This window comes from Streptococcus sp. S784/96/1 (assembly GCF_902729355.1).
Lineage (GTDB): Bacteria > Bacillota > Bacilli > Lactobacillales > Streptococcaceae > Streptococcus > Streptococcus caledonicus.
In genome coordinates, this window is sequence record NZ_CACVCC010000034.1 from 1 (window position 1) to 22,642 (window position 22,642).

The window sequence follows — 22,642 nt, forward strand, 5'->3', positions numbered from 1 at the left end:
ATCAGATGAGGAGAAAGAGTATTTAAGGTATTTAATGAGTGGGGAATGTTTTAAGGGGAGACGTGCTTTTCAGAGAAAGGTTAAAGCTAAGTTAGGGAGACTTGGATGGGGGAGCGATTATCGGTGGGGTGCTTCTAGGAAACAGTAACATGAGATCTTAGGATGACTTTACCAATAGCTTTGAATGTTTCACCGCGTTCTAAGCTAAGTTGGATATCATTGCGGTCTGAGAGGGTAAGGTGTCTGTGTTTTGTAATAATAAGGACTCATTTCTAACGCAAACGTCTCAGACTTAATTCTACCATAAAAATCCATTTTAGACTAAGAACACTTCGAAAGCTAAAGTGGAACTTACTTTGGGAAATTACCCTCTCTGCGTTGTAAAATGAAGTGCAACAGAAAAGACATGTTAGTCTGATATACTAGAGTTCCCCCAACTCAGTATAGAAAGCAGATGAACATGTCCACTAATCATTCTACCAAAAATCGATCTTATTCACACCTCTCAGCCTCTGAACGAGGAGAAATTAGTGCCTATCTCAAGATGGGTAAGAAAACCGCTGAGATTGCTCGCCTTCTAGGTCCTCATCGCTCGACGATCAGTCGCGTGGCAGCGTCACTCAAGTTCAAGATAAGAATGGAAAACTCTTATACTCAAATGTCTACTTTCCAGACAGTGGTCAACGTGTCATGAGACCAATCGACAAAATAGTACTTATTGCAAACTAGGAGCCTTCTTTGAGAAGTTGGAAAAGACTTTGAAATCCCAACCTCGCTGCCACAGTATCGATACCTTTGTCCAAACCTACAAAGAGGAACATCCGTTTGAAGTCATTCCGTCAACCAAAACAGTGTACCGTTACATCAAAGATGGCCTGTTGACGATTAAACCAATTGATTTACCTAAGATGGTGAGCATCCGAAAACGGTCTAAAGTCACATCTAAGGTCGCAAAGAAAGTCCTAGGTAATTCCATAGAAGAACGTCCTGAGTCAATTAACGACCGTTCTACGTTTGGCCACTGGGAGATTGACCTTGTACTCGGTAAGAAAACCAAGGGTGAAGCTGTTGTTATGACCTTGGTAGAACGCCAAACTCGGTTTGCCCTTGCTTGTAAATTGCCGAATAAGCAAGCAGAAACGATTAACGCTACAGTTAAGGAACTTCTTTTAGAGTATCCTATTCTTTCGATCACGTCGGACAATGGTTCAGAGTTTAGTAATTTGTCAGACTTACATGGAGTTAATATATACTTTGCCCATCCTTATTCTTCGCATGAAAGAGGGACTAATGAAAACTTCAACGGTCTTTTGAGAGAGTTTCTCCCAAAAGGTATCTCTCTAAACCCACTGACAACAGAAGAACTTAATCGTTATGTCTCTGCTATCACTAATAGACCTAGACGACTTCACCACTATAAAACTGCAAATTTTCTGTTTGGGATAGCCCAAACAACCTAAAAATGGAATACTAGTCTACCCACGAACTTGTGGCACTTGACTTGACAATGCACGGAAATTACCTCTCGTAAAAATATTGGCAAGTCAAACTCATGAAGAAAATATAGTTTTCAGAAAGGGATAATCATAATGACAAAATCAATCAAAGTAGTAAACTAGAGATAGAGGTAACTACTATGATTGATTTTATTGTTTCTATTGATGCGCACAGTGATGAATTAGACGGACGTCAGCCTTGGAAAATTCGCTATCCCCTATCTACCATTCTCTTTCTGGTCTTCGTTTGCCAGTTAGCTGGCATTGAAACCTGGAAGGAAATGGAAGATTTTATTGAAATGAATGAAAAGCTTTTAGGAGAATATGTTGATTTAAGTGCTGGATGTCCTTCTCACGATACTCTAGAACGCGTTGTTAGTATGGTCAATCCTCAATTTTTGAGCGAGCTAAAAGTTGAGTTTGAACAATCTTCAGATTGTGTATCTGTTGAGCGCCTAATTGCCATTGATGGCAAGACTATGCGGGGCAACGGCAATAAAGACCAGCGACCTAATCATATCGTGACGGCTTATGATGGGGTAAATCACCTGAGTATAGGTCAAGTTGTTGTTGACGAAAAGAGTAATGAAATTACAGCTATTACACGTCTTCTAAGAATGATTGACCTTCGAAAAGGGATTATCACGATTGATGCCATGGGAACACAGACGGATATTGTGGATGAGATTATCAAAGGCAAGGGCGATTACTGCCTAGCAGTCAAAGGGAACCAAACCACACTATTTGAGGATATTTCCCTTTATTTTAATGATGCCAAATTGCTTGAAAAACTGGTTAAGAAGGGGCAACATTACCAAACGGTGGAAAAAGCCCGTAGCCAGATTGAAACCCGAGATTATTGGGTTTCGTACGATGTCAACTGGTTATCAGAAAGGCATACTAAATGGCAGAAACTACGTGGCATTGGAATGACTAAGAATACTATTGATAAGGATGGTGTTCTGACAGCGGAAGTCCGCTACTTTATCATTAGTTTCAAAAAGGATATTGAAACATTTGCTCGTTGTGTTAGAGGACATTGGTCGGTAGAAAGCATGCACTGGTTATTAGATGTTGTTTATCGAGAAGACCATAACCAAACCTTGGATAAACGGGCTGCCTTCAATCTGAATGCCATCCGTAAACTATGTCTTTATTTCTTAAAAGTCATTCAATTTCCTAAAAAGGATCTCAGTTATCGTAGAAAACAAGGCTATATTTCTGTCCATTTGGACAATTATTTACCACAGTTATTTGGATAGTAGAGGTCGACTAATGGATATAAGGAGTTATACACCTTTCAAAAATTGCTCCAAAGTACAAAAAGACTAGAAGAAGTTTTTCATGCGTTTGGCGTGAAATATTGGTTAATTATCTAGCATTTTGAAGTTATTTGTGATAGAATATCAAAAGCGTAGGTTTTTAAACTCATCCCGTGAGGTGAGAAAGACATTTCAGGAAAAACGAAGAGCCTATGACTACTAATTATAAGACTGGGCTCTTTTTGTGTGCCTAGATGGAGGAATCATGGAATTAAAAGTGCATGTTAGAGAACATGAGAATCATACAGCGTTAGATCTTGATGTTTCAAAGGTTGATTTGATTTTAGATGTTGAGGAAAAGCCAGAGTTTGCTCAAGGATTGTTGCTTTCTTTCCAGCACGTTTTTGCGATGTTTGGGGCTACGATTTTGGTGCCGCTTATTTTGGGAATGCCTGTGTCAGTAGCACTTTTTGCATCTGGTATTGGAACTTTGATTTATCAGGTAGCTACGAAGGCTAAGGTACCGGTTTATCTGGGGTCATCTTTTGCTTATATTACAGCTATGGCGACGGCTAATGAAGCTATGGGTGGAAATGTTTCGGCGGCTCAAACAGGTGTCTTCTTTGTTGGTTTGATTTATGTTGTAATCGCTGGTCTGATTAGTGTTTTGGGGACTAAGTGGATTGACAAGGTTCTGCCGCCAATCGTTATTGGTCCTATGATTATTGTCATTGGTCTTGGTTTGGCTAATTCTGCGGTCACTTCGGCTGGCTTTGTTGCGGATGCTGATTGGCGTAATATTTTAGTGGCTATTGTAACTTTCTTGATTGCTGCTTTTATCAATACTAATGGTAAGGGATTTGTTAAAATCATTCCATTCTTATTTGCAATTATTGGTGGGTATACCTTATCAATTCTTTTAGGACTTGTAGATTTTACCCCTGTCTTAAAAGCTGCTTGGTTCGAGGCTCCGCAATTCTATCTTCCGTTTAAAGCGTCTGGCTTTAAATCTTATGACTTTTATTTTGGACCTGAGATGATTGCTATTTTGCCAATTGCTGTGGTAACAATAGCAGAGCATATTGGAGATCACACGGTTTTAGGCCAGATTACAGGGCGACAATTTTTGAAGGAGCCAGGGTTACAACGTACGTTAATTGGTGATGGTGTAGCGACAGCCTTCTCAGCTTTTATTGGTGGCCCAGCTAATACAACCTATGGTGAAAATACTGGGGTGATTGGGATGACACGTGTTGCTTCTGTCTCAGTTATTCGTAACGCTGCTTTTATTGCCATTGCCTTTTCATTCTTTGGAAAATTTACAGCTTTGATTTCAACGATTCCGAATGCTGTTTTAGGAGGGATGTCAATTTTGCTGTATGGGGTTATTGCGTCAAACGGATTGAAAGTATTGATTGAGCGTCAGGTAGATTTTGGTCAGGTTCGTAATTTGATCATTGCTAGCTCAATGTTAGTGCTCGGTCTTGGTGGGGCAGTGCTTGATTTAGGAGCTATTACGTTGTCTGGAACTGCTCTTTCAGCTATTGTTGGGATTCTTCTTAACTTGATTTTGCCGAAAGAATCAGTTGCAAAATAGATAAAAAGCAAACTCACTGTTATGGTTGAGTTTGCTTTTTGGTTATTTTTTGATGTCATTTAAGATAATAGCCATTGCTTCATCTAAGGTGTGTTCAGAGGTGAAATAAGTTTCTGAGAAGCGCTCCAAGTAATCTTTTTCGAGCCACCATCGCTTCATATCTGATACTGAAAAGTCGTTAACCTTGTCTCTGGTTTGATGGCGTCGGATGGTTTCTTGAAAGGGTAAATCATAATAATAAGCATAAGCATTGTCTCCGTAAAGCTCGGCTATTTTATCCCAAAGAGGGACATACCAGTCTCTATGGAGAATACCTTCAATAATGACGATGTCATGATGCTGGTAGGCATGTTCGAGGAGAGTGAGGTAGAGAGGTATGGTCGGTGTCTCATAACCATCTTTGGCGTTTAGAATGAGGCGACGTAGGGTGTCTTGAGGAAGAAGAATGGTCTTTTGACCGAGTTTTTGTTGAAGTTGGAGCGCTAGAGTGGATTTACCGGACCCAGAATTACCACGAATGAGGATGAGCTGTTTCATTTGATAACTTCTGACTTGAGATAGGCATCAACTAAACGTTCGGTTGCCTCAACAGAATCAGTGTGCGTACGTTCGTAGGAATGGCTAGACTCAATACCTGCTCCGAGTAGAGCGTGCTTAACTTCTGCGCCAGCTCGCATAGCTGCAGAGGCGTCACTACCGTAATAAGGATAGATGTCGAGTTTATAAGGGATATTATTCTTTTCAGCTAGAGCTACCATGTGTTGGCGCAACTCGTAGTGGTAAGGCCCTGAACCATCTTTGACGCAGATGGAGACAGTGTATTCATCGGTTGCCTGGTCATCACCCATGGCTCCCATGTCAACGGCAAGGTATTCGACTGTTTCAGCTGGTAGGCTAGAGTTTGCACCGTGTCCAACTTCTTCAAAGGCTGAGAAATAGAAATGGGTGGTATGTGGCAACACGACAGCATTCTCTTTGTAGGTTTTGAGGAGTTTGATGAGAATGGCTGCGCTGACTTTGTCGTCGAGGTGGCGAGACTTGATAAAGCCTGATTCTGTAACAACAACGCGAGGGTCAAAGGAAATGAAGTCACCGACTTCGATACCTAGCGCACGTGTTTCCTCAGCTGTTGTGACTTTTTCATCCAAACGAATTTCCATATTGGTTTGATTACGCTCAGCAGTTCCAGCATCACGATAAACATGAACAGAGGTTTGGTGCATGAGGATAGTACCAGAGATTTCTTTGCTGTTTTTGGCAACGTGAACAGTACAGTTTTCGCCTTCGATAGCGTTATAAACAAAGCCACCTACTAAATCCATTTTGAGACGACCGTCTGGCTTGATGGCACGAACCATAGCACCAAGAGTGTCAAGGTGTGCGGTTACGACGCGGTGTTTGCTGTCATCAGTTCCTTTAACAGATACCATAAGGCCACCTTTGGCAGTACGGACAGGGGTATAACCAAATCCTTCAAGTTCCGCTTGAACGTAGTCCATAATAGTGGTTGTGAAACCTGTTGGTGACGGGATATTACAGAGGTTTATGATGTAATTGATGGTTGTTTGCATAAAAATCTCCTTCAAAAGTAGTGATAATATAGTAAACTGAGCAGGAAATAGAACAAGGCGAAGAGTTGCTGATAAAGTGAGAGCATCAAAGCGACTTAACGATTCCCGATTCTATATACCAGACAATCTTTTTGGCCAATTCAAGCTCATCTCTAATAGGCAAGCCGTTCTCAAAAGCGAGAGGAATACTTGGTTATAGGTCTCTTGCTTTAACCATGGCATTTGGAAATAATCGGGTTAGTTGATAGCCTCTTTTTGATAAAATCCCAAGGCTAAGAGATTGTCATTGGTCGTTATCAGCTGGCAATGAGAAAAGCCCAGTTTGTTTGCTCCTTGATCTGCTAATGTTAGTAATTGACTATAGATTCTTTGTTGTGGAAGAAGGCTATCTGAGGATAGGATTTCAAAGTGTTGTTCATTGATTTTCCAAGTAACCATGCCATAAATCCTATTTTGCTCTATGGCGACCATTCCTTGACAGTCGAGTAGATTGATGGATTTTCCTCTGATAGCTACGGTAGGCTTCCCAATGTTGTTGGAAAAATTGGCGATATCATTCTAGTGACAGAGAGCTTAGTGGTTGGTAATCCATTGCACTTGTCTTTCTAAAATAACAGTTGCTAGGCGTTCAATATCGGCACTGGTCCCACGAAGTTCAAAATCGCCAAGGAGGGGAAATCCGAAACGTTTGCTGTATTGTTTGGCAGTAAGGATGTATTGGTGGTTGAAATTTTTATTGCCTGATCCAATAATGCCCATGCAGTTTTTAGCATTATCATGGGCAGCAATAAAGTCACCAAGTGGGCTGGTAAGGATTTCAATATCACCATGATCAACACCGTTCCCTCCTTCAAGATAGGTCGGAAGAAGTGCAATGAAGGGTTCTGTGACAGGGAAGGTCTCGTGATTGAGTTCCTTGATATTGATTTGACGTGTTGTGAGGTTGTGAGTTATTGCGAGATAGTCAGAGAGTCGTTTCACGAAGCTCTGCGTATTACCGCTAAGACTAATATAGACTAAAGTTAAGTCGGTCATAGTACTCCTTTCAAAAAATGCTAGTTTCATTATAGCACTTTTAAAAAGCTTGGTCATGGTAAAATCGGAATTATCTGAGATTAAAGTCGTGACAATGCTGAAGTGTTAATAACTTCTGATGATGTCAAAAATCAGAAATTTGAGGCGTAAGGGTTGTAATGGGACTAGCATGAGTAAAACAGCTGAGAGGTCTCTCAACTGTTTGTGATCATACTACATGATGTTAGCGTGGTAGTAGCAGTATCGTTCCCAAAGTTTTTCTGAGAGTTCCCCTCGCTCAAGAGAGTGTTTTACAGCACACTTTGGTTCGCTAATGTGTTGACAGTTGGAGAAATGGCAGAGCTTGGCAGTATCTAGAATCTGTTTAAATAGAAGTGATAAATCCAATTCTTTTACCTTATCAATTCCCTTAAAACCAGGAGTATCAATCAGTTGTATTTTCAATTCGGAACAATCTAACAAGAGACTACTAGTTGTGGTATGACGACCTTTTCCATCTGAACGTGTCTGGTTAGTTTTAACAGTTTTTTTCCCTAGTAGGTGATTAATTAGGGTTGATTTTCCGGCGCCAGAAGCCCCTAGAAGTAAGACTGTGTGATGTGGTTGAAGATGTTTTTTAACTTGAATAATAGAATTAGTATCTTGCGTGCTGATTGCTGACACATTGATTTGTGGGTACAGTTGGTTGATTTGGTCAAGGATGGATTGATAGGTAGGAACCAAATCTTTTTTAGTGAGTATAATGTTTAAAGCAATGTTTTCTTGAGAAAAAACTAAATAAAAACGTTCTAGTTTAGCTAAAGAGAAATTTTGATCTAGAGCAATTAAAATGAGTATTTGGTCAACATTGCTAGCAAGTACCTGCTCTTTTTTGATTTGGTGATCATCTTTAATGGTTCTATTGCTCGATTTTGTGACTAGATTTTTTCGTGTCTGAAGTGTTAGGTGATTTTGTTTATACTTAACAATGTCGCCAACATAAAGAGGAACATTGCATAGTTTTTTTAAAACAGTCAGTTCTGCGTCAGCATTTTTCAAAAGATAAGAGATACGAGTCTCTGAGATGATGCGAAATAAAGTCATAAGTTTCCTTCTGGAAAACTAGGTTGGGAAGAATGGGAAGTTTATCTGATTAGGAGCTAGTAGCCCGTTTTCCTATTTTAGACTAATAGACCTCGCTTAATCAGATGTCCATTATATTGTTTCATAGGTATCACTCTCCTTTCATAATGTTATTATACCAAAAACGAACCGCTTATTTAGCAGTTCGTTGGAAAAATTAATGCCCTTTCCGACGGATAAGTTCTGCAAGGCTTGCTAGCAGTCTAAATCCAAAGAAGGTTATGGCAACTGAATCAGCTTCTCCTGTTTTTGGTAACATGGTTGAGGATGCTTTTGCTTGTTGTGCTTGATAAGAGTGAGCTACAAGCTGATGGATGTCTTGACGTTCTTTTTCTGAAAGCGTTGGTTTAACGACAGTATTAATAGTTGGAACAGTAGTGGCTGGTTTGATGTAAGTGAATTTGAAGTCACCAAAGCCTCCAACACTGGAAGCTCCAATATATGAGATATCGTTGGCATTCCAATTAAGTCTTTAGCTTTCTCAGCACTTAGAAAACGTAAGTCTAAATTAGCAATGCTATCTGTAAAATACCAGTTGCTATCGGCGGATGGGTTGATTGTCTTTTCAGAAACAATATAGTCGATAATAGCTTGGCGATTTTCTAAGTTGAGTAGGTAGTTTACACTTGCATTTTTGACACCTGGGGAAGTTCAACTTGCACGATAGTTGTTTGTGACTACCATAAATTCTTGATTGTCAGCAACTGCTACACCGTTATATTTGAGGTTCCGAACGCGACTTGCATCTGCATTGACAAGATTACCATTACGATCATATTTGCTTGGTTGAGTCACATCGTATTCGTAAGTGACACCATCAATCACATCGAAATTGTAGGTACGGTAGTCTGTGTTGACGAGATTTTGCGGTTCTTTTTTATTTGGATCGATGGTGTTGAATTGTCCTGCTGACATTTCTAGCTATTCTTTTAAATCAGTGCCAGTGATTTTGAGGATAGCAGCAACATTATCATAGAGGTAAAGGTCGGCAACGTTTTTGATAGCGATTGGACCAGCAGGGATATCTGTATAGGCTGTTGGATCATTCCGTGTTTCAGCTTTAAATGGAGCTGCAGCTGATAGAAGAGGGAGATTAGCGTACGGTGTACCAGCTAGTTCTTTTTTAGCGTACCAAAGTTGTGCATTATTCACGATTTGAACAGATGAATTGTCTTTGACTAATGCAAAGTAGCTAGTAATAGGTGCGGTTGTTGTGCCAACTTGTTTCCGAACGTATTCGATGGTACCATTGTGAGCTTCTTTTGCAATGTCAAGGATAGTTTGATCAGCTTCAGATGATTTTGTATTAATTTTACGGATTGAGCTTTGACTTTTATCTTTGTTAACAGTCCATCTGCCATTTGTATAAGTGATATTGAGGTCAATGATTCCTAAATGATCACCGTATTTTCCTGCCATGGTAACAGGGGTTCTGTTAATTAAACCGCGTACTCCATCAACACCAGCGTATTTTTCGTAAAATCCAGTTCCTTTACCAGATGGAAATTCAGCGTGAGAGTGTCCTGTTACCACAGCATCAACACCTGAGATACTTGCGATTTGGTAACCAACGTTTTCTTCACCTTTTTCATAGTTACCATCACCGATACCAGAGTGAGAAAGGACAAGGATGAGATCCGCGCCAGCATTTTTCATGGTAGGGATAATCTCAGTAATAGCTTCGACAGCATCTTGAACAACAACCTTACCTTCAAGATTTGCCTTATCCCAGTTCATAATTTGTGGCGGTACAATACCTGTAATACCAATGTTGACAGTAACATTTTTGCCAGTGGTGTCTTTAAAGTTTTTTGGTAAAATCACATAAGGATTGAAGGCTAGTGCATTTGTTTTAGCATCACGTACATTGGCATTGAGGACAGGAATATCAGCGGTATCAAGAACTGTTTTGAAGTAATCTAAACCGTAGTTGAATTCGTGGTTACCAAGTGTGCTAGCATCAAAGCCAAGTGCTTCAAGTGCAGCGTACATTGGGTGCTGCTCACCTGGTTCAACTTTATCTATGATAGCCTTATAAGTACCGAGAGGAGTTCCTTGGATGAGATCGCCATTATCAACAATGACAACGTTTGGATTTTCTGCTTTTGCTTTTTTAAAAAGAACGGCTGTTTTAGCTAAACCTATATTCTGAGCTTCTTTATCTTGATAATAATCATAGTTGACAAGATTTGTATGAAGGTCAGTTGTCGAAGCGATACGAATATCAACAGTTTGCCCTTCAACGGGCGTTACGAGAGTTGTGTTTGGAGTAGGTGGATTTTCTAGAGAAGTCGCTATAGGTGTCTTATCAGTAACATTCTCAGTGGTATTTTCGATAGGAGCAAGACCTTCAGTAACCTCTTCTGTCGTTGAGGGTGCTTCAAGTGTAGGTGCTGTTACTGAAGTAAGTCCAGTTGTATTTTCATCTGCTTGAGCAAGGCTAGCGCTGGCTAGACCGGCTACTATTAAAGAGAGGGCAAGAGCATTTTTGAAAAATAGTGTTGTGACATAATAAAACATCTCCGTTTGATAGTTTAAAATTTTTTTAGAAATTTTGGTGCTTATCCACTATACAATCTGTAAGCGTTTTTTTAACTGGTTTTTTTAAAAAATAACCGTATATTATTCAGGACTAAAACGTTTAATATTCGGTATATATGGAAGATGTTATCTTTTTTCAGGATAGAATAACTAATTTTTAATTGAAATATCTAGTTTTTATATTTAAATTTTCGGTTTTTACAGCTATTTTTTAATTTATTGAGTGTAAAGGGGGCTAGAATAATAGTTTGCTAGTGGGAGGAGACAGGGGAAAGTCACTATTTGAAGTGTTGAGCACTAGCGTTGAAAAAGAAAATAATGTGACAAATCAAGGCTATAAAAATCCTTTTTATTTCTTCTTTTAATTTGAAATGTTTGTGAAAAAATGCAGTTGTTGCCAGCTATTATTTTTAACAAAAAAGTGTTAAAATAGATAAAATAAAATTCAAAAAAGTCAGATTTAAAGGCTAGTTCAGAGTTAATATAAAAAATAGAAAGTGAAAGGGAGCGATTATGCCGAAAGAAGTCAATTTAACAGGGGAAGAAGTAGTTGCTCTCGTAGCTGAATACTTATCTGAAGAAGATGTGGCCTTTGTTCAAAATGCTTTAGAATATGCAACTCAAGCACATTTTTATCAGGTGAGAAAATCGGGTGAACCTTACATTATTCACCCTATTCAAGTAGCAGGCATTTTAGCTAATCTTCATTTGGATGCTGTAACAGTGGCTTGTGGCTTTCTTCATGACGTTGTTGAAGATACAGAGGTAACCTTAGACGATATTGAGGATGCTTTTGGAAAAGCGGTGCGAGACATTGTTGATGGGGTAACGAAGCTAGGTAAAGTTGAATACAAATCTCATGAAGAACAACTTGCTGAAAATCATCGCAAGATGCTCATGGCCATGTCTAAAGATATTCGTGTGATTTTGGTCAAGTTAGCAGACCGTCTCCACAACATGCGTACCCTAAAACATCTTCGAAAGGACAAGCAGGAACGCATTTCGCGTGAAACCATGGAGATTTATGCTCCGCTTGCTCATCGTTTGGGAATTAGTCGTATTAAGTGGGAATTAGAAGATTTGTCATTTCGTTATCTTGAGGAGAATGAATTTTACAAGATCTCTCACATGATGAATGAGAAGAGACGTGAGCGTGAGGCCTTAGTTGATGAAATTGTTGGTAAAATCACCACATATACTCATGAACAAGGTCTGTACGGTGATGTTTACGGACGCCCGAAACATTTATATTCTATCTATCGTAAGATGCGTGATAAGAAAAAACGCTTTGACCAGATTTATGATTTGATTGCTATTCGTTGTATTATGGAGACACCGAGTGATGTTTATGCGATGGTAGGCTATATCCATGAGTTGTGGCGTCCGATGCCTGGGCGTTTCAAAGATTATATCGCAGCACCCAAAGCAAATGGTTATCAATCCATTCATACAACAGTCTACGGACCAAGAGGTCCAATTGAAATTCAAATCCGTACCAAGGACATGCATGAAGTTGCAGAGTACGGGGTTGCGGCTCACTGGGCCTATAAAAAAGGGCAAACCAGTAAGGTTGATAGCAAGGAATCAGCGATTGGGATGAATTGGATTAAGGATTTGGTTGAACTTCAAGATTCATCAAATGGTTCTGCCAAAGCTTTCGTAGACTCTGTTAAGGAAGATATCTTCTCAGAGAGAATCTATGTTTTTACACCAAATGGAGCTGTTCAGGAATTGCCAAAAGATTCTGGGCCAATCGATTTTGCCTATGCCATCCACACGCAAGTCGGTGAAAAAGCTACAGGAGCCAAGGTCAATGGTCGCATGGTACCTTTGACAGCTAAATTAAAAACAGGTGATGTGGTTGAAATTGTAACCAATCCTAATTCGTTTGGCCCGAGTCGTGACTGGATTAAGATTGTTAAAACGACTAAGGCAAGAAGTAAGATTCGTCAATTTTTCAAAAATCAAGATAAAGAACTGTCAGTTAATAAAGGCCGTGAGCTTCTCATTGATGTCTTCCAAGAAAATGGTCTTGTTGCCAATAAATACCTAGATAAAAAACATATAGAGGTCATTTTACCGCGCGTGAGTGCACGTAGTGAAGAGGCGATGTATGCAGCGATTGGTTTTGGTGAAATTTCTGCTCTTAGTGTTTTCAATAAATTAACGGAAAAAGAGCGCCGTGAGGAAGAGCGTGCCAAAGCTAAAGCAGAGGCAGATGAATTACTAAATGGTGGAGAGGTTAATCGTAGCAATCGCGATGTTCTTAAGGTAAAAAGTGAAAATGGGGTCATTATTCAAGGGGCTTCTGGCCTTCTGATGCGTATTGCTAAATGCTGTAACCCTGTTCCGGGAGATACGATTGAGGGGTATATTACCAAGGGACGTGGGGTAGCGATTCACCGTTCTGATTGTAATAATATCAAGAGTCAAGACGGCTATCAACAGCGTTTGATTGATGTTGAATGGGATGGTAATACAGGAAAAGAGTATTTAGCTGAAATTGATATTTATGGTTTGAACCGTTCTGGTTTATTAAATGATGTGTTGACTATCCTATCTAACCAGACAAAAAATATCTCAACGGTCAATGCACAACCAACCAAGGATATGAAGTTTGCGAATATTCACGTATCCTTTAGCATTCCGAATTTAGCAACCTTGACGACGGTTGTTGATAAAATCAAGGTTGTTCCTGATGTTTACAGCGTTAGAAGGACAAATGGATAGGAGATAGAATGAAAATTATTATTCAACGGGTTTCTCAGGCTTCTGTCTCTATTGAGGAAGAAATTGTTGGAGAGATTGGACAGGGGCTCCTATTGTTAGTTGGTATTGGTCCGGAAGATGGTCAGTCTGACTTGGATTATGCCGTTCGTAAAATTCTTAACATCCGTATTTTTTCAGATGAAAATGGTAAGATGAACTTATCCATTCAAGATATTGGTGGTTCGATTTTGTCGATTTCACAGTTTACGCTTTTTGCGGATACTAAAAAGGGGAACCGTCCAGCCTTTACAGAGGCGGCTAAACCAGATATGGCGAGTCAATTTTATGAAGCGTTTAATGATGCTTTGGGCCAAGCGGTACCTGTTGCCAGAGGACGATTTGGTGCAGATATGCAAGTTGCTCTTATCAATGATGGTCCTGTGACTATCATTCTTGATACTAAGCAACCGTAGTAGCGTCTGCTATTTTCCTCAAAAATAACAAATTTTCCGTCATAAAGGTATAATTTTTTATAATGAAAAGGAGAGAATATGAGAGTATTTGTATTGGTGATTTTGGGAGTTTACCTAACTTTGGTAACTCTGATGGCAGTTAGCGGGCATTTTGTAGGTAAGATTATTACTAAGCGAAATATGCTGATGACTGTATTTGCAGTAGTTGTGACGATTGCCTTTACTTACATCTATCTAGGTCAACATCAGCCAGCGGGAATTTATGGTGTTGCTGGAGGACTGTTTGGGATTTCTGCTATTGCACTCAATAACGGCATTGCAATGCACCAGCGTCCAAATGTTAAACATCATGTTATTAGAATGCTTATTAATATCGTCTTTTTAGTCTTCTTATATATGGTAAAATAGCAGAGCTAAGGAGTTTTCAAAAGAATTGAGAATATTGTCGTCAAAAGGGGATTGATATTTAGGAGGAGAGTGATATGTTACAGTTGATTTTAGTCATTTTAGCGATTTTATTAGGACTTTTACTCTTTATCTTTTCAGCTAATCAAACTCATTATTTTTGGAATGATAGGCTTAAGAAAAAATAATAAAGGCGCCCTGGTGTGGGCGCTTTTGTCTATTTAAGGGGTGAATATTTATAATTTTCTTCTTGCAAAATCAATAAATTGGAATTTTTCGAGTTTGTGTCGGCTTTCGGTGAATTGGAACTGGCGGTTATCGGCTAAGTAGACTTTAGAGCGTATACAGACCACGTGTTTATCGCTACCCAAATCTAATAGAATTTTGTCCTGATCACGTGCGTTGTCAATGGTGATTTGTTTTTGAGCATAAGAAATAGCAAGATTAAGCTCTTTTTCAAGATAGGCATAGATAGACTGCTCTGCTATTTCCCGTGAAATAGAAGGGACGATAGGTTTGAGGAGATAGTCAATATCAAGGACGGAGGCGATGCTATCGACGACCCGTTGGCGCGTAATACGAAAAATATGGGCACCGATTGGAAAACCTGTTAGCTTGCGTAAGTCTTTATCAACGATGAGATTGTTAAGGCTGATGACGTTAGTTTTGGAATTCATGCCGTGAAGGGCTACTAATTCTTGATAGCTGGAAAGTTCAGAAACTGGGAAATTAATTAATTCTTGTTTTTTGACTTGTGATCCACGACCTTGAGATTTGCTAATCAGACCTTCCTTTGTCAAAAGGCTGAGTGCTTTTCGAACGGTGTCTCGGCTGGCCGTAAATTGTTCACAAAGCTCCATCTCAGTTGGCAAGTAATGTCCTACAGGGTAATGCCCTGATAAAATATCCTGTTCTAATTCTTTATAAATACGTTCATATTTTTTCATTTGAAACGATTTTTAACTCCTTTTGGGATTGGATGTCTATATTTTACCATACAAGTTGTTGTTTTTTAAGAAAAATTACAACTTTAGACCCAAACAAGTTGCATACAAATTTAGTATCGGATACAATTAGACTTGTAAAAAATAATAAATCCCTGAGGAGAATTGAAATGGGAAAATTTGAAAAAGATGCCAAAGAGCTCTTGAAGCTTGTTGGTGGTAAAGAAAATGTCAAAGCAGTAACTCACTGTGCGACACGTATGCGTTTTGTGCTAAATGATGAGTCAAAAGCTGATACAAAAGCTATTGAAAATTTAGCGCCAGTTAAGGGTACTTTCACCAATGCAGGTCAGTTCCAAGTCATTATTGGTAACGATGTGCCAATCTTCTACAATGACTTCACAGCCGTATCTGGTATCGAAGGCGTGTCTAAAGAGGCTGCTAAATCAGCTGCTAAGAGCAACCAGAATCCAGTCCAACGTGTCATGACCATGTTGGCTGAAATCTTTACTCCAATCTTGCCAGCTATCATCGTCGGAGGTTTGATTCTAGGTTTCCGTAATATTTTGGAAGGTGTTGGTTTTGAATTTCTAGGCCAAGCTATGGCAGATGGCAAACCAGTTTTTGATGCGCAAGGTGAGCCTGTTTGGAATACCATTACAAACGTTTCCACTTTCTGGAATGGGGTTAACCACTTTTTGTGGTTGCCAGGTGAAGCTATTTTCCATTTCTTGCCAGTTGGTATTACTTGGTCAGTTACTCGTAAAATGGGAACATCACAAATTCTTGGTATCGTTTTAGGTATCTGTTTGGTGTCTCCACAGCTTCTTAATGCTTATGCTGTAGCTGGAACATCTGCCGAAGAAATCGCTAAAAACTGGGTTTGGGACTTTGGTTTTGCTACTGTAAACCGTATCGGTTACCAAGCGCAAGTTATTCCAGCTCTTCTTGCAGGCTTGTCACTCTCATATCTTGAAATTTTCTGGCGTAAATATATCCCAGAAGTGGTATCAATGATTTTTGTACCATTCTTGTCACTTCTGCCAGCTCTTATCCTTGCTCACACTGTCCTTGGTCCATTCGGTTGGTGGTTAGGTCAACTTCTGTCAACAGTCGTTCTTGCCGGATTGACTGGACCACTTAAATGGCTCTTCGGTGCTATCTTTGGAGCACTTTATGCGCCATTTGTTATCACTGGCCTTCACCACATGACCAATGCGATTGATACGCAATTGATTGCAGATACTGCAACACATACAACTGGTCTATGGCCAATGATTGCTTTGTCAAATATTGCTCAAGGTTCAGCAGTTCTTGCTTACTATTTCATGAATCGTCACAGTGAGAAAGAAGCACAAATTTCACTTCCAGCAGCAATTTCAGCATATCTTGGTGTTACAGAACCAGCCCTCTTTGGGGTTAACGTAAAATATGTTTACCCATTCGTCGCAGGTATGGTTGGTTCAGGTATTGCAGGCCTCGTGTCAACAACATTTAATGTTCAAGCTAACTCAATTGGTGTCGGTGGTCTTCCAGGATTCATGGCAATTAATGTGAAATACATGGCTCCATTCTTCCTATGTATGGCAGTAGCGATCGTGGTACCATTTATCTTGACTTTCTTCTTCCGTAAAGCGGGTATTCTTACTAAAACAGAAGACGAAGCAAAAGCATAATGTTATAATAGATTAAAATGGAAAGGGGGCTTGGGTTATCAAGCTCTTTTTCTCTATATTATTTGAAAAGAAAAGGAAGGTCTCTAAAGAATGATTGATAAGACAAAAGTGGTTTATCAAATCTATCCAAAATCTTATAAAGACACAACTGGAAATGGTGTTGGTGATTTACGCGGTATTATTGAAAAAATACCCTATCTTGCTGAACTTGGCATTGACATGATCTGGCTCAATCCTTTTTATCCTAGCCCACAACGTGATAACGGATATGATGTTTCAGATTATACAGCTGTTAATCCAGATTTTGGTACTATGGCAGATTTTGAAGAAATGATAGCTGTTGGTAAAGAATATGGTATTGACTTTATGTTAGATATGGTGTTGAACCACTGTTCAACAGAGCATGAGTGGTTTCAAAAGGCTCTAGGTGGAGATAAGTACTATCAAGATTTCTTTATTCTACGTGATGAACCAACAGACTGGCTATCAAAATTTGGTGGTAATGCATGGGCACCATTTGGCGATACAGGAAAATATTACTTGCATCTTTTCGATGTGACTCAGGCGGATCTTAACTGGCGCAATCCAGCTGTTCGTGAAGAACTTTTTAAAGTCGTTAACTTTTGGAAGGCAAAAGGAGTTAAAGGATTCCGTTTTGATGTGATTAACTTGATTGGTAAAGATGAAGTATTGGAAGACTGTCCAATTAATGATGGTAAACCAGCCTATACAGACCGTCCAATCAACCATAACTACTTACACATGCTCAATCAAGCCAGCTTTGGACAGGATCCAAGCTTTATGACTGTAGGAGAAATGTCAGCAACAACAGTTGAAAATTGTATTCTCTATACTGCACCAGAGCGTGAAGAATTGTCAATGGCCTTTAATTTCCACCATCTTAAAGTAGATTATGAAAATGGTCAAAAATGGACTATCAAAGCCTTTGATTTCGAAGAATTGCGCAGCCTTTTCCATACATGGGGAGAAGGAATGAGTCAAGGAAACGGTTGGAATGCCTTATTTTATAACAATCACGACCAACCGCGTGCTCTTAATCGCTTTGTCAATGTTAAAAACTTCCGTGAAGAAGGAGCGACGATGCTAGCTGCTAGCATTCATCTGTCTCGAGGAACACCCTACATCTACATGGGAGAAGAAATTGGAATGTTAGATCCTGATTTTGAAAGCATGGCGGATTATGTTGATGTGGAAAGCCTCAATGCTTATCAAATCATGCTTGATGAAGGAAAAAGCCCAGACGAAGCTTTTAAAGTTATTACTGTAAAATCGCGTGATAATTCTCGGACACCGATGCAATGGGACGCCACAGCTAATGCAGGATTTACGACTGGGACACCATGGCTCAAAGCAGGTAAATCATATCCTCAAATCAATGTAGAAGCTGAAAGAAATGGAAAAATTTTCCCATTCTATCAGAAACTCATTCAATTACGTAAGCAGTTATCAATTATTGCTGAAGGTGACTACAAAGCAGCTTATCAAGACCACCAGCAAGTCTACGCCTTTGAGCGTGAATTGGATGGACAGAAGTTGTTGGTATTAAACAATTTCTACGCTGATGAAGTGACTTTAGATTTACCAGAAGTGTATCAATCAGGTAACGTCTTAATCAGCAACTATGACGATGTTAAAGTTGGAGAAAAAATCACACTTAAAGCTTACCAAACAGTGGCTGTTTTGGTGGGGTGATAGATAGCAATAAATGAAAAACAGTACATTATTGTTTCGTTAAATACAATAATGTACTGTTTTTGTTTTATATTTTTATAGAAACTATCCATCGTCTAGTTTATTTGAATAATAGCTAAGTTAGTCATTTTTAATCCATTTTTAGACTTCAAACCAAAATGATTAAGTGATTTTAAACAAAAATTTAGAAACTTAGCTAATAGCAATAAAAGATGGTTAAATTCGAAGAATATTATCCAAATAATTTCATTAAGGCTGAAGCGGTAATGACTAAGACAAAGAAATAACTAATAGTCATAGAAATTTGCAATAAACGAGGTGCTTTAAAACCTGTGTGCACATCTTTACGCCAAATCATTAAAGTGACAAACAATCCTGCAACTGGTGTAGCAATTGCGGTTGCTACATTTGCTAAAAAGATAAGTTCGGTAGGAGAACCATTATAAGTAAAGCAAATAGCGCATGCAAAGGCTAAGCAAATAAAACATCCCCAACGAATAATTTTACATTCTAAAGAAACATCTTTATTTAAACCTGCGCTTAGTAAAACCATACCACGTTGAGTATTGCCTAAAAGTGAGGAAAATCCGGCTCCGAGAAGTGCTATCCCCATGACAAATTTAGCAAAATTTCCGAGGAATGGAACAAGTAAGTCTGCTAATTGAGCAGGTGCCTTGATTGCAATATGTTGAGGATTAAGTACAATTGCACCCACTAAAATAATAGCTCCAGATATCAAGACAACAGTTACTACATGGGCAATGGCGTCCCAGAACATAGCTCCATTAAAAAGATCCTCTTTTTTCCATTTCTTTTCAGCACCAAGATAGGTTCCGTAAATTCCAGCTGTAACGGCTGCATTGGTGGAAATATAAGCAAGAGCTGTAGTAAGGCTCCCTTTAGGTAGGCTCCAAGTTGTCAATCCTTTGCCCATTTCTACCCAATTAGGACCTCCTGTGGCGAATAAAGTAGCGTAAAACGCAAGAATCATTCCTAAAATACAGAGTAAAATTCCTTTTTCAACTTTTGAATATACTCCTTTGCTGAAGTAACAGTAAAGGAGTACTGCTAACATAATAAGTGCTCCAAGTTTCCAATCTATGCCAAACATGAGAGTCATACCGGCTCCAGTACCGCTAATGTTACCTAAAGTGAAGAACAAACAAGATAGGAAAAGAGCGATACCAACAAATGTTGAAGCAAAACCACCATAGTAATGTCTAATGGCGTGTAAAATTGGACGACCGGTTAACATAGAAATTCGGTAAGAGGTCAACATAAATGTTGTTCCCATGAAAATAATAGGAATGATGAGCCATAAGAGTTGATATCCATAACTAGCACCTAGCATAGCTGATGTTGTTATATTACCAGGGCCGATAACAACCCCTGTAAGAATAATTCCTGGTCCAATACGTTTTAAAATGTCACGAAAAGAGAGTTTTTTAACTGATTTGATGTCGAAAGGAGTATCCTGTGACATAAGACCACCTCATTTCGTGATAACTAATTTGTAAATTGAGACATATCAACTTCTGGTAAATTACTACGCTCTAATCCAAGTTTAATCCAGTCTTTTTCTTCTTGGTTCAAAGGAAGAACAGGTTTTCTCATTAGTCCAGAACTAAAGATACCACGTTGTACCAAAGCTTCTTTCAAACGAGCGTGAGCTTCACCAGAAGGTTGGCCTCCGCCATAGATTGCTTGAGAAATGTGGTAAATACGATCTGACCAGTCTTGAGCTTCTTTCAAAGTGTGTTTATCAGGGTTTGCAAAAACTTCACGTGATGGGCAGATGATTTCTGGAACACATCCTGCAAAGCCAATAAGAGCTCCGTCCATACCAGGGAACCAACTTACACATAATGTTTCATCATGACAGGTAATGAGTGAGATGTCAGGGCATTCTTGACGAAGAAGACGGACATCATGTTCATAAATAGAAGTCACACGAGTACCCATCTTGATACATTTGACGTGATCGATTTCTTGACACATTTTAATCAAAGTTTCAACTGGATAGAATGCCTTACTTGTAGCAGGATAGAGGTGAATGATGATATCAATATCAGCACCTTCAGCTACATCTTTAACATATTCAAATGGAGCATCAGCGTGCATACCGAAGCGAAGCCACATATGAGGAGGCATAAGAAGAATACCATCTGCACCAGCTTCTTTAGCTTCTTTAGCCATTTCGATAGATTCAGCTGTGTTTTCACAGTTTACACCAGAAATGATTGTCATAACATCGCCACATTCTTCAGCACAAATTTCAACGATACGTTTACGTTCTGCGCGTGTTAGACCAGTGATTTCACCGGTATGACCATTACATACTAAACCGTCCATTCCTTTTCCGTAAAATGTTTTAATCCAGCGAAGGTAAGCACGGAATTCTGGTTCGTTGATAGAGTAATCATCGTTGAGTGGAACAGAAACAGCAGGGAAGATTGTTTTGAAATTTTTTACTTTAGCCATGATAGTGACTCTTTTATAATAATTTTAAATTTTGTACAAACGTTTGTTTACCAAAATGAGTATATTCTTTTTAGAAAACGCTGTCAATAGGTTTTTGTTTTCTGCAAAAAATTGTATAAATTCAACGATTTCAACTCTTTGTGATGAAATAATTATTGAAATTATTTTTTTAAAAATATATAATCAATGTAGATAAACAAACGATTGTAGAAGGTGATGAGGAAATGGCTACATTAAAAGATGTTGCTAAATTAGCATGTGTTGATGTTAGTACGGTTTCAAGAGCATTAAATAATTCTGCCTATGTACATCCAGAAACGAAAGCAAGAATATTGGAAGCGGTTAAGGAGTTAAGTTATCAACCCAATATATTAGCTAAAGGTCTGCGTCAAGGGAAAAGAAATACGATAGGTGTTTTGGTACCTCACCTGCATATGACAATTTTTGCAGAAGTTACCCAAGGAATTGAAGAAATAGCAACAAAAGAAGGGTTTGCTACTTTATTGTGTCATACGGAAGATTCTGCAAGTTTAGAAAAAGAATGTTTAAACCGATTGAGAAATGGCTTTGTTGATGGTGTTATTATTGCGGCGACTGGGCATAACAAAAAATTGGTTAGAGATATTCAAGCAAGTGGTTTACCAGTGATGCAGGTTATACGCAAAGTAGATGCTGAGATCAGTAGTGTTACCGTTGATTATGAAACAAGTACCCAAGAAGCGGTTGCTTATTTTGCCAATAAAGGTTGTTCTCATATTGGTCTAATAAACGGAAGTATGAGTTTAGCTCCATATGCAGAACGATACAAAGGATATAAAAAGGAGTTGAAGTCTAGAAATCTTAAAGAAACAACGGCAGGGTTTGATCAACCTGTTAATACAATGGCTTATGGATATGATTGCACTAAGGCTTTGTTGCAACAAAATCCAGAGTTGGATGCGATTGTTGCTGCTGTTGATACGCAAGGAATAGGAGCGTTGAGGGCGTTGAAAGAGGCGGGTAAACGAGTCCCAGAAGATATCAAATTGATGAGTTTGACTGGACAAGAAGTAGGGGCAATGCTTGAAACTTCTATGACAGCCATGGAGATTCCCGCAAAAGAAATAGGTGCAAAAGCAGCGCAATTACTTATAGAGGAGATTCAAAATCCTCATAATTATCCTGTTGGAGCAAAGCATCTCATTTATAATTCAATATTGGTAGAGAGAGAAAGTACATGAGGGATTTTATGATGAATCGTTTACATCATGTTGCTATTGCAACAAAGAAGTATGACTGGTATGTTGAGGTTTTTAGCAACTTATTTGAAATGGAGAAAGAAAAGTCAGTAAATATTGAAGGTAAGAGAAAGATTTGGTTTAAACAAGGTATTCAAATTAACGAAGTTGTTGATAGTAGTCAACTAAATGGGAAAATGGAACAGTCAGGGTATTGGCTACAATTTCCAGATGGTTTAAGTATTGAATGTTTTGAGAGAAAAGAAGGTTGACTTGTCAAGCCCCGTCTAAAATAGACAGTGTAAAAAAGAACATTAGTTAGTAAGGTATGACTCCCTGAATTCCATAGGGGTCATACCTTTTAATATTTCTTGTGGTCTATCATAGTTATACCAGTCCA

17 protein-coding genes and 4 pseudogenes are annotated in these 22,642 nt (G+C 38.9%); 10 read left to right on the top strand and 11 right to left on the bottom strand.

Annotated features, from left to right (window positions below):
- Positions 1–137: 137 nt before the first annotated feature.
- A pseudogene (locus tag GZ996_RS09855) lies at positions 138–257 on the bottom strand (helix-turn-helix domain-containing protein); the annotation flags it as partial.
- A gap of 203 nt (positions 258–460) precedes the next feature.
- Between GZ996_RS09855 and GZ996_RS09860 the strand changes: the two are divergent.
- The 3 genes and pseudogenes from GZ996_RS09860 (at position 461) to GZ996_RS09870 (ending at position 4,355) form a co-directional block, all read left to right on the top strand.
- Positions 461–1,460 (top strand): annotated as a pseudogene (locus GZ996_RS09860) (IS30 family transposase).
- Positions 1,461–1,636: 176 nt separating this feature from the next.
- Positions 1,637–2,758: an ISAs1 family transposase gene (locus GZ996_RS09865; protein WP_162011970.1), complete on the top strand. Its 1,122-nt coding sequence runs from the start codon at positions 1,637–1,639 to the stop codon at positions 2,756–2,758.
- A gap of 265 nt (positions 2,759–3,023) precedes the next feature.
- Positions 3,024–4,355: a uracil-xanthine permease family protein gene (locus GZ996_RS09870; protein WP_161979852.1), complete on the top strand. Its 1,332-nt coding sequence runs from the start codon at positions 3,024–3,026 to the stop codon at positions 4,353–4,355.
- 42 nt (positions 4,356–4,397) lie between these two features.
- Here the strand turns inward: GZ996_RS09870 and GZ996_RS09875 are convergent, their stop codons facing one another.
- The 6 genes and pseudogenes from GZ996_RS09875 to GZ996_RS09900 all read right to left on the bottom strand — a co-directional run bounded on the left by GZ996_RS09875 (position 4,398) and on the right by GZ996_RS09900 (position 10,593).
- Positions 4,398–4,892 (bottom strand): AAA family ATPase, encoded by a 495-nt coding sequence (locus GZ996_RS09875; RefSeq protein ID WP_162011971.1) that lies wholly within the window; start codon positions 4,890–4,892, stop codon positions 4,398–4,400.
- The gene (locus GZ996_RS09880; RefSeq protein ID WP_156805984.1) at positions 4,889–5,926 is read right to left on the bottom strand and encodes a M42 family metallopeptidase; all 1,038 of its coding nucleotides are present in this window, start codon (positions 5,924–5,926) and stop codon (positions 4,889–4,891) included. Before GZ996_RS09880 ends, GZ996_RS09875 begins: the two co-directional genes overlap by 4 nt.
- Positions 5,927–6,163: 237 nt before the next feature.
- Complete coding sequence (locus GZ996_RS09885) at positions 6,164–6,364, bottom strand: hypothetical protein (protein WP_162011972.1); 201 nt, start codon at positions 6,362–6,364, stop codon at positions 6,164–6,166.
- A gap of 135 nt (positions 6,365–6,499) precedes the next feature.
- Positions 6,500–6,961, bottom strand: a complete 462-nt coding sequence (gene nrdI, locus GZ996_RS09890; protein WP_162011973.1) for a class Ib ribonucleoside-diphosphate reductase assembly flavoprotein NrdI — start codon at positions 6,959–6,961, stop codon at positions 6,500–6,502.
- A 213-nt stretch (positions 6,962–7,174) separates the two neighbouring features.
- Positions 7,175–8,044 (bottom strand): ribosome small subunit-dependent GTPase A, encoded by an 870-nt coding sequence (gene rsgA / locus GZ996_RS09895; protein WP_162011974.1) that lies wholly within the window; start codon positions 8,042–8,044, stop codon positions 7,175–7,177.
- A gap of 196 nt (positions 8,045–8,240) precedes the next feature.
- Positions 8,241–10,593: pseudogene (locus GZ996_RS09900) on the bottom strand (bifunctional 2',3'-cyclic-nucleotide 2'-phosphodiesterase/3'-nucleotidase).
- A 544-nt stretch (positions 10,594–11,137) separates the two neighbouring features.
- Here GZ996_RS09900 and GZ996_RS09905 point away from each other — a divergent pair.
- The 3 genes from GZ996_RS09905 to GZ996_RS09915 all read left to right on the top strand — a co-directional run bounded on the left by GZ996_RS09905 (position 11,138) and on the right by GZ996_RS09915 (position 14,214).
- Positions 11,138–13,354 (top strand): RelA/SpoT family protein, encoded by a 2,217-nt coding sequence (locus tag GZ996_RS09905; RefSeq protein ID WP_156805989.1) that lies wholly within the window; start codon positions 11,138–11,140, stop codon positions 13,352–13,354.
- An 8-nt stretch (positions 13,355–13,362) separates the two neighbouring features.
- On the top strand, positions 13,363–13,806 hold the full coding sequence (gene dtd / locus GZ996_RS09910) for a D-aminoacyl-tRNA deacylase (protein ID WP_161979069.1): 444 nt from the start codon (positions 13,363–13,365) through the stop codon (positions 13,804–13,806).
- Positions 13,807–13,884: 78 nt separating this feature from the next.
- Positions 13,885–14,214 carry a hypothetical protein gene (locus GZ996_RS09915; protein WP_156805991.1) on the top strand — a complete coding sequence of 110 codons (330 nt, stop codon included), beginning with the start codon at positions 13,885–13,887 and terminating at the stop codon, positions 14,212–14,214.
- Between the two features lie 233 nt (positions 14,215–14,447).
- On the opposite strand, the gene treR is transcribed toward GZ996_RS09915, so the two are convergent.
- On the bottom strand, positions 14,448–15,158 hold the full coding sequence (gene treR / locus GZ996_RS09920) for a trehalose operon repressor (protein ID WP_161979067.1): 711 nt from the start codon (positions 15,156–15,158) through the stop codon (positions 14,448–14,450).
- A gap of 167 nt (positions 15,159–15,325) precedes the next feature.
- On the opposite strand from treR, the pseudogene treP reads away from it, so the two are divergent.
- Together treP and treC are read left to right on the top strand one after the other, a co-directional pair.
- Positions 15,326–16,825: pseudogene (gene treP, locus GZ996_RS09925) on the top strand (PTS system trehalose-specific EIIBC component); the annotation flags it as partial.
- A 96-nt stretch (positions 16,826–16,921) separates the two neighbouring features.
- A complete protein-coding gene (gene treC, locus GZ996_RS09930; RefSeq protein ID WP_162011975.1) occupies positions 16,922–18,544 on the top strand; it encodes an alpha,alpha-phosphotrehalase in 1,623 nt (540 codons plus the stop codon).
- 232 nt (positions 18,545–18,776) lie between these two features.
- On the opposite strand, the gene GZ996_RS09935 is transcribed toward treC, so the two are convergent.
- Together GZ996_RS09935 and GZ996_RS09940 are read right to left on the bottom strand one after the other, a co-directional pair.
- Positions 18,777–20,027 (bottom strand): Nramp family divalent metal transporter, encoded by a 1,251-nt coding sequence (locus GZ996_RS09935; protein ID WP_156805994.1) that lies wholly within the window; start codon positions 20,025–20,027, stop codon positions 18,777–18,779.
- A 23-nt stretch (positions 20,028–20,050) separates the two neighbouring features.
- Complete coding sequence (locus GZ996_RS09940) at positions 20,051–21,025, bottom strand: dihydrodipicolinate synthase family protein (protein ID WP_162011976.1); 975 nt, start codon at positions 21,023–21,025, stop codon at positions 20,051–20,053.
- 224 nt (positions 21,026–21,249) lie between these two features.
- Between GZ996_RS09940 and GZ996_RS09945 the strand changes: the two genes are divergently transcribed.
- Entirely contained in the window at positions 21,250–22,245 is a 996-nt protein-coding gene (locus tag GZ996_RS09945) for a LacI family DNA-binding transcriptional regulator (RefSeq protein WP_162011977.1), read from the top strand.
- Positions 22,246–22,253: 8 nt separating this feature from the next.
- The gene (locus tag GZ996_RS09950) at positions 22,254–22,514 is read left to right on the top strand and encodes a hypothetical protein (RefSeq protein ID WP_162011978.1); all 261 of its coding nucleotides are present in this window, start codon (positions 22,254–22,256) and stop codon (positions 22,512–22,514) included.
- A gap of 42 nt (positions 22,515–22,556) precedes the next feature.
- Here the strand turns inward: GZ996_RS09950 and GZ996_RS12290 are convergent.
- On the bottom strand, positions 22,557–22,642 hold an 86-nt coding region (locus GZ996_RS12290; protein WP_162011886.1), incomplete at its 5' end, for an IS3 family transposase.